This is a genomic window from Streptomyces sp. NPDC002884 (assembly GCF_040295245.1).
GTDB lineage: Bacteria > Actinomycetota > Actinomycetes > Streptomycetales > Streptomycetaceae > Streptomyces.
Genome location: NZ_JBEOVB010000040.1, coordinates 58,643 through 67,090 on the forward strand (window position 1 = coordinate 58,643; position 8,448 = coordinate 67,090).

7 protein-coding genes are annotated in these 8,448 nt (G+C 68.8%); all 7 read left to right on the forward strand.

The window, feature by feature from the left end:
* Positions 1-505 precede the first annotated feature (505 nt).
* Positions 506-2,968 (forward strand): hypothetical protein, encoded by a 2,463-nt coding sequence (locus tag ABT070_RS40615; protein WP_351767976.1) that lies wholly within the window; start codon positions 506-508, stop codon positions 2,966-2,968.
* A gap of 400 nt (positions 2,969-3,368) precedes the next feature.
* Positions 3,369-5,036 (forward strand): competence protein CoiA family protein, encoded by a 1,668-nt coding sequence (locus tag ABT070_RS40620; protein WP_351767977.1) that lies wholly within the window; start codon positions 3,369-3,371, stop codon positions 5,034-5,036.
* Positions 5,037-5,271: 235 nt separating this feature from the next.
* Positions 5,272-5,640 (forward strand): hypothetical protein, encoded by a 369-nt coding sequence (locus ABT070_RS40625; protein WP_351767978.1) that lies wholly within the window; start codon positions 5,272-5,274, stop codon positions 5,638-5,640.
* Positions 5,641-6,035: 395 nt separating this feature from the next.
* On the forward strand, positions 6,036-6,395 hold the full coding sequence (locus tag ABT070_RS40630) for a DUF6083 domain-containing protein (RefSeq protein WP_351767979.1): 360 nt from the start codon (positions 6,036-6,038) through the stop codon (positions 6,393-6,395).
* Positions 6,396-6,457: 62 nt separating this feature from the next.
* Positions 6,458-7,030 (forward strand): hypothetical protein, encoded by a 573-nt coding sequence (locus ABT070_RS40635; RefSeq protein ID WP_351767980.1) that lies wholly within the window; start codon positions 6,458-6,460, stop codon positions 7,028-7,030.
* The gene (locus ABT070_RS40640; RefSeq protein WP_351767981.1) at positions 7,027-7,623 is read left to right on the forward strand and encodes a DciA family protein; all 597 of its coding nucleotides are present in this window, start codon (positions 7,027-7,029) and stop codon (positions 7,621-7,623) included. The genes ABT070_RS40635 and ABT070_RS40640 overlap by 4 nt, the downstream gene beginning before the upstream one ends.
* Before the next feature lie 19 nt (positions 7,624-7,642).
* Positions 7,643-8,448, forward strand: an 806-nt coding sequence (locus ABT070_RS40645; RefSeq protein ID WP_351767982.1) for a replicative DNA helicase, incomplete at its 3' end; no start/stop codon positions are given.

Sequence of the window (8,448 nt, forward strand, 5' to 3'; positions counted from 1 at the left end):
TGCCCGTCACCAGGTCCAGCGCCCATCTGCTCTCCGTGAGGCTTGCCGGCCTCTTGGAGGAGCTGCTCGCCCCGGCGCCAACCGGCTGCGAGCGGTTCGAACTCGGTTCTGCCTGAACCCGAAGCGTCCCGAAGGACGCTTCGCCATTTCTGCTTCCACCTAAGGAGGCTGTCGTCATTCTGCACGACTGCCCGGGCTTTCGCCAGCCCGCTTATGCCTGTTTCATGCGCTTTTGCGCATCCGTGACGTCCCGCCTCGTGCAATCTCACAGCCCGGTTTGTCTGGTACATCCGGCTACTCGGGACGTTTTCCCGATCTCACGCACATCCGATGTCACACCAGACTCGATCGCGACACCTGTAGCAGGTGTGCACCTCTCTGCCTCGGCTCCCGCCGTCCCCGCGCTCGTCCACAGGCTTGCTGCCGCTCGCCGGAATCGGTCCACAGGTGGCCTGGTCCATGGTCGCCAGATGGATCATGTTCTGACGTCCTTCCGGGTGGTCCGGTGAGCGCCGTGGCGACGTCGGCCGGTGTGCTTCCGCGTCCTCGTACGGAGTTCGCTGGCGGGGCGTCGCGGCGTCGGCTGCGGTCGGTCCCGGCGCAGGCCGGTCCGGTCGCTCCGCTGGAGCTGAGCAACCCGCTCCAGCTGTCGAAGACGATGCGGGCCCGGCTGCTCGCCGCGGTGCGGGCGCTGGTGTCGTCTCCGGCGCTGGCCGAGGCGTCGGACGGCGCGCGGCTGGCGTCGGTGGTGTTGACGGCGAAGGCGAAGGTGGCCGACGACTACCAGGCGTCGATCTGGGCGGCGGAGCTCGGTCGGTGGCTGGGGGTCTCCCAGTCGACGGTCGCGCACACCGTGCTGCCCGAGCTGCGCGCTGCCGGGTTCCTCGGCTCGAACGTCGCGACCAACAGCTTCGGGCACGCGACGGGCCTGGAGTGCTGGGTGATCCCGATGTACCGGGCGCAGAGGGCCGGCGACCGGCGGCACGTCCTGGCGCTGTCCCGCTCGGAGCTGGCGGTGCTGCTGAGCCTGTGCGAGGTGCTGTTCGGTCCGGGGTGGGCGCCGAAGGACAAGGCGGCGGTCCCGGCCGGGCTGCTCGCCGGTCGTGCGGGCCGGGGGGCTGCGACGGACCGGCTCGGGCTGCTGTTGATGGTGCTGACGACGGGTTCGGCGGGCTGGTTGCAGCTGTGCCCCGGGTCGGTGGACACCGGGCGGGGGCGTCCGGCAACGACGGTGGCGCGGCTGCTGGGCTGCACGGCGGCGGCCGGGGCGAAGGTGCTCAAGCGGCTCCAGGAGCACGGCGTCGCCGACGTGGTGCGCCAGGAGACCGGCTCGGGTCTGCACGCGCGGTCACGGGTGCGCCTGGTGCCGGTCGCCGAGGCCCACGGCGTGGCCGTGCGGGAGGCCCGCCGGGTGGCGAAGGCTGTGTTTTCAGACCTCGCCGGTACTGCATCCGGAGATCTGGAGTCCGGCGAGACGGGCAAGGCCCTTGTGACGACTGGGATCGAGGGTGCCGGACAGGACAAGATCGGTGGATCGACAGACCTCGCCGCAGCTGCACAGCACCACGCTCTCCACGCTTCTGTCGCTACTCCTGGTGGTTCTCTCGCGCTCTCTGATGGCTTTTCCGGCGAAGACCGCGGGGGTGAAGGCCGTAGGCCGGAGCACGTGTGCATGCGCGAGGACCAGGCCGACGACAGCGAGACCGACGTTGCCAAGTCGCCGCCGCCGCTAGCCGAGGCTGGCCCGCTGCGCGGGGAACAGCCGAAAGAGTCCCCGGTCGATGAGCGTGATGGGCAGCGTGCTGCCTGGGCTGTGGCCGATAGCCGCTCAAGGGCCGTGGGGTGGAAAAAGGCGCAGCAGCAGCGGAGGGTGGGCCTTCCGGCTGATCTTGGCCTGCGGGTGGCTCTGGGGCCGGTTTCCGGGCTGTGGAAGCGGCTGTCCGGCTGGCAGCAGGACCAGGTTGAGGCGGCCGCGAAGGCGGAGGTCAAGCGGCTGGCGGGCATGCTGATGCAGCCGGAGGCGGCGCCCCGCCTGCTGGCCGACCGGCTTACCGACCGGCTGGAGGAGAGCGGCGGCGATGCCCTGGTGGAAAGCCCGTACGCGTGGCTGATCCGGCGGGGCCTGGTGCAACGGCCGGCCTGTTCGGATAGGCGATGTGACGACGGGATCCGCCTGGACACCGGGGGAGACTGCCTCTCCTGTGCCTCGGTGATCGCGGACCGGCGCGCGGTGCGGGCCAGGATCCGCGATCAGGCCGCAGCTCAACTGGCGGGTGCTGGCACTGCCGAGCTGCGAGCCGTCTTGGAGCAGCGGTTGCGTCGGCACATCGTGATGGAAGCAGACCGAGCCCAGGTCCGACACGATCGGGCGGCCGTCGTGGCGGAGGAGCGGCGGGCGGCCGTGGCGCGGCGCCGTGAGCGGGAGGAGGTGGCTGTGCGGGGGCGGCAGTCGGCGCCGTGCACGGGGTGTGGGCTGCCGGAGGCGGCAGGCCTGTGCCCGCCGTGTTCGTATGCCCGGCGTACGGATCTCCTGGTACAGGAGGCCGTTGACCTGGTGGTGGCGGTACGGGCCGACCTGGACGATCCGGAGCAGGTCGCCGAGCTTACGGCGCGCTGTGAGGCCGACACCCGGGCGCTGATCGCCGAGGAGTGTCGGCGCCGTGGCGGCGACGAGGCGTGGATGGCATACGCGGCACAGGAGGTGGCCAAGCAGATCTGTGGCGAGCGCCGGGCCAGTGCTCTGCGACGGCTGATGGCGGGCGGGGAAGCGGGAGCAGAGGCCGATGCCGTCTACGAGGCGGCGTTGCGCCAGCATCCCCGACATCCTGTGGCGGCCGAGGCCGCGGCCGAGGGCGCCGGCCGCCGTACGGCGGGCTACCTGCTGCGCGGCAGGCTGGGACAGTTGCAGGTCCTTCGCGCGCGGGTTGCGGCGGGCCGCCCCCACCGGTGGGCTCCTCGAGCCGGTTGATGGTCTGCTGTTGTCTGCGGGAACGGGTTGGGGACGAATGACGTGCCCAGCCCAGGGCTTCGGCGTAGTCGGCAGCCGCCCGTTTTGCGATCACGCGAAGCCGAGGAGTGCGAGGGGTCTGCGGGCGTCGCGTGCGTTCGGAGGCCGGTGGCGATGTTCTTGACGCCGCTCAGCCGGAGGGCACCAACGACGAGGTTGCGCCAGGTCGCCATCGCGCGGGGTGCGTTGCCGGTGCACAGTTGGGACAAGCTGAACTGCCGTGCAGTTTCGGCCACGAGTCGCCATATTCTAGAACTTCAGTTCGGCTTTGGTGCGGGATTTCTGTCTGCCCTGTATTGGTTGTCAGTGGCGGGTCCTACTTTGAAAGGAGTGCCTTCTAGTACCGGGGTGGGGGATATCTGTGGCTAATGGTGTGTGGCATTCCGGCCTTCAGCGGATTCTCGAACTCGACAAGGAAGACCTCGGCCTGGGCGGCACGTGGCCGCGGCTGCCCGAACTGATCGAGAGCCTGCTCCAGCCTGTGGCCGAGAGGTATCGGGGTCTCCTTGTCTGCGTGGAGAACAGCCAGGGGAACCAGTGCAAGGCGGAACTGAGCGGGGTCAAGAGCCCGCACATGTACGTGCGCAAGCACCGTGGCCCTGACGGTGTCCTGCGCCTGCGCGCCGCTCATCTCCCCACCACGCACGCAATGACGCCGGAGGAGAGTGACAGGCACAAGGCCATGAAGGACTTCCTGGCCCGCACTGGTGAGGGGGCCGGCCTGGAGGTCCATGTGGAGAAGGCGACCAGGAACCGGACGTCCAGGCCGGACGTGACGATCATCGGTGCCGGCGGAGTGAGCCTGGGATGCGAAGCGCAGTACTACAACGCGAGCGCCGGGACCGTGCTGCGTCGGTCGAGGGCACACGCCGAAGCCGGCCTGGCCGCCAACTGGATCACCCACGACGACAGGTTCCACCTGATCGACCGGTCCAACTGGATGCTGACCAGGCAGATGACGTGGCGAGAGATCAGCAATGCGGCAGACCTCGTACTGGTGGGCGGCTTCCGTGTTCTCGTCGAGTGGTGCTGTACCGCGAGTGCCGAGCGGCCCTGCCCGGACGGGCGGGCGAAGACAGGCTGCGGCAAAGTACACCTGCAGTGGGACACTCCACGTCGCCTGGATGACGAAGGCACGGGATGGACAGGCCACGAAGGCAACACACAGCGCATCACGGTCGGTCAGACTCTGATCGGCGCGGCCACCGGCAGCGTGACCCCGCTGTTCGCTTCTTCCCGTAAGGACCGCCGCTCTGGCGCCTACATGTGGGTGCCCGCAAGTGACCGCATCCGGTGGACCGACTACCGGAGCGAGGAAGCCACCCTTCCTGAAGAACAGCCAGTGCTGGATGAGCACATCCGCTTCTCGGGCAGAGACGCGGACGACACCTGCAATTTCGGCGACGACACCTGGGTCCCGAGCGCACCCCTGGAGCGCCGTGGCATCTACGGCGTGGAGCTGACGTTCACAGCCGACAATCCGGCACCAGTCCGGACTGCTCTGGCTCCAGGTCCTTCACACGCAGATGAAACCCGCGCGGCTCCTGGACTTGCAGCTCCGGATATTCCGCAGCCCCGATCAGAGGGCTGGCTTCCCTCGCTCGATGACGAGGGCCCGACACCAGCCCCAGCGCACACGCAACCGTTCGCGGGCCACGACAACAGCACTATGCCGGCACCCACGCGGCAGTTCTTGGTTCCCGCCCAGCCACTGGCGCCAGAGGCCAAAACGGCCGGGACCGGTCCCGGAGGATCGACACTCCCACCCGCCCCGGAAGCCGAACCGATCAGCACCGGTCTGCCTGCATCGCTGATCGCCCTGCAACGGGCCGCCGACCTCGAACGCGGGAAACTGGAAATGCTCGACCAGCACGATGAGCGCGATCGTCAACGCCGGGTCTGGCTCACAGCGGCAGCCGCAGCCCAGGACGCCGTCACCCGCTACGCCCGAGCCGAGGGCCTGAACCGTTCCGATGTCGAACAGGAGCTGCGACATGCCGTGAAGAACTGCGGCAACGCCAGCGAATAGGCCCCCACGGGCACGCAGGTGAGCATCGGGCGCTGGCTGCGCGTCGGATGTTCTGTGATCCGCCCGGTCGTGGCCCGTCGATTGGTGTCAGGGCACCGGCGCATTTACCACGGGCTGACGGGACGTGCGGTGATGTTGAGCTATCTCGGTCGTGGAACGGCAGCGATGCGGTTGGCTGACGGTGCAGGCGCAGGGACTGTCGAGGCCGACACATCGGTGGTCCCTGTTGTGATCCGTGAACCACGACCCGGACTCCTGCACTAAACCGGCCGCCTGCGGACGCTCTGGCTTCCGCCTGAACCTCTTTGAGCTGTACCTGAGCTTTGCTGTCGGCGCGGAACTCAGTTCTGACCATTTCCTGGTCGAACTGAGCAACATCCGTCGCTGGTTCGACCTCTGTCGCGAAGGTATCGAATCGGTGGATGACCTGACGTTGTTGATCTTGGGTGCAGCAACCCCTGTGAGCATTCTTCTCATCACAGTGCGCGGCCTCCTGAACCAGCTATGCGAAGTCTTCGAAGCTTGGCACCGAGCCCGTAGGGCAAGCCGCAGTGGCCGTCGCCGCCGAGAGCCGCAAGCCGGTGAGGACAACCAACCTTCCTGACGCCCCAGACGGTGGACGTGCTTGTTGGCGGGTGGTCGTCTTTGCCGAGCCGGTAAACCCTGGTCAGCTGATCGGCCCGGGACAGCCCGCCCGCCACCAGGTCGGGCTTCCCTCAGTACCTAGCCCCGCCGACTATCGCGAGCCCGCCCTGGCCTCAGTGCCGCGTCCGGGTCGTGGCTGGCCGGCTACATCTGCGAGCCGGTTGAGCGGCTGTTGGGTATGTCACTTTGTGCCGCTAGCCTGGAAATCTGCTGGCAGTTGGCGGGAGCCACGCCCGGCCAGCAGGCTGTCGTACATTGCGCATCGGAGGCTGAGCAGACGTGAGTGTTCCATCCCTGCACGGGCCGGTGCCTTCGTGGGGGCGCAAGCTGACCGTGCCGTGTCTACGGTGCGGGGTGGCGACGCAACGTCACCGCACCCTGGACTTCGACGGGGTGAACATTTACCGGCCCCAGGCCGGCCCCGATCCCGCCCGTGTGCTCGAAGGGGAGGAACCCCCGGTGGAGCAGGCGTGGATCGCCCTGATGCCGGGGGACTACCCAGCCCGGCTCTTCGCCGACACCGAGCTCTACCATCTGGTCGGCGGGATCGCGTGGCCCGGCCCGCACCACCGCGACTACGGCAGCGCCAAGGTCGCGCACGACGTCTGCTGCCCGGGGCTTCACAGCAGTCGGCCGGCCACCAGCCGGGGCGCCGGCGAACTGTGGCAGGCCATGCGACTGCGCCTGGCCCGTGGCACCCGACCGAGCATCTGATCCCACGACCGGGCAGACCACCGCTGGTCGGTCGCACCAGGCGCCGCACCAAGGAGACTCTTGTGAATCACGCCCAGCTCATCGCCCTGGGGCGGTCCCTGCGCGTCGCAGGCGAACACGGGCAGCAGCTCGAGGGCGGCGCCGCCCCCAATGTGGGGGAGATCCGCCAGGACCTCGAACGAGCCCTGGTCATGCTGGACGACGCCATCAGCACACCCAAGCCGACCACCCGCTGCCCCGAGCACCCGGGCGGCCCCGTCGACCCGGACGCGGCCGACCTGTGCCTGCTGTGCGAAACCCGCCGCCGGGCAGGACTGCGCGCGCCGCGACCGCGCTCCGAGGCGGATATTCCGGACACCTTGGACGAGGCACTGCCGGCGCGGGTGCAGTCCAGGCACAGCATCCGCGCCGAACAGCCGGAGCCGAAGAAGCGCTGGATTCCTGAGATGTGGAACGGGCAGGCCTGGCAGGTGTGTGGCACGCCGCGCCAGAGCGAGCAGGACGCCGAACGCTTCCTCGCACAGCTGCGTGACAGCCCGGGTGCGGCCTCCGGCTATCGGCTGGTGTATGCCTTCACCGACCACGATGTCACCCGTATCTGGGGCACTCCGACACTGCGCCAGCCCGAGCTGTGAACGACCAGCCGCCGCCCGGCGCCGGATCAGGCCTGGATCTCGCGATGGTCGCCCTGCGACGGGCCCGCGAGGACGCTAGACTCTACCGTTTCACCGACCAGGCCCCGTCGGCACGACGTCGGCGCGTCCGGGGACGAACCCCGCCGGTCCATGTCGGCCAGGCCCTGCTCGACGTGTTCGCGGTGATAGCTTCGCCGCTGCCGGCATGGTCTGTTGTGGCCGGCCCCATGGCCCGGCATGTCTACCCGACTGATTTCGACGCGGACAGTGGCACTCTGACCTTGACCAGTTCGTCGGCAGCGTGGCTGACCAACGTCCGCCTCCTTGCGGACGCCCTCGTGCGAAAGCTCAATGAGGAACTCGGGCCTGTCACCGTACGACGCCTGCGGCTGCTGAAGCTGGATCCGTCGGCCGGCCCACCACCCCCACCCGCGTCGGCAAGCATCGTGCCCCGCCCGCTGTGGCCACCTCCGGCTTTGTTGCCGGACTCCGGCGTTCAGGCGGCCCTGAATCGTCAGGCGGAGCAACTGCCGCGGGAGGCAGGCCAGTTCCTGCCGGGCGAGCAGGACGAAAGCCTGATCATCCGGCGCTGACCGCCGCTACGCTGGCCTGATGCCGCGCGCTGCGGCCAGCAATCCGGGGAATGACACGGGGGGATCCGAGGTGAATAGCGACGACAGCGATGCCGCACTGCACCATCCGCACGATCTTCAAGCGGAGAAGGCCGTGCTGAAGGCGATGCTGCTGTCAAAGGACGCGATCGCCGACCTCGCCGACGTCCTGCACGGCCACGACTTCTACCGACCCGCCCACGAGCTGATCTATACGACGATCCTCAACCTGTACGGACGCGGCGAGACCACGGACCCGCTCGCGGTGGCAGCCCACCTCACCCAGGATGGCCGTCTCGAGATGGCCGGCGGATCCGCCTACATCACCGAACTCGTCAAAGGCCCTGCCCCCTCCCGGAGCTGGCTGGCCGGGGCCGAACGCATCCAGAACGCGGCCATGCTGCGCCGCACCAAGATCGCCGCCATCCACATCGAGAATCTGGCCTCCGACGCCGCAACCGACGCCGCGGAACGCATCGCCGACCAGGCGCAGGCCGAGATCTTCGCCGCCACCACCCGGCGCCCCCTGCTCCCGCCGGCCAGCCCGCTCAGCGACGTCATGGAAGACACCCTCGACTGGATCGAGGCGACCGGCGGCCGCGAAGCCACCCTGCCCGGCGTGCCTACCGGCTTCACCGACCTCGACTCCCTCACCGGCGGACTCCACCCCGGCCAGCTGATCGTCATTGCCGCCCGCCCTGCCATGGGAAAATCCACCCTCGCCCTGGACTTCGTACGCTCAGCCAGCATCAAGCACGCCCTGCCCAGCGCCGTCTTCACCCTCGAGGCCGACCGCAAAGAGGTCGG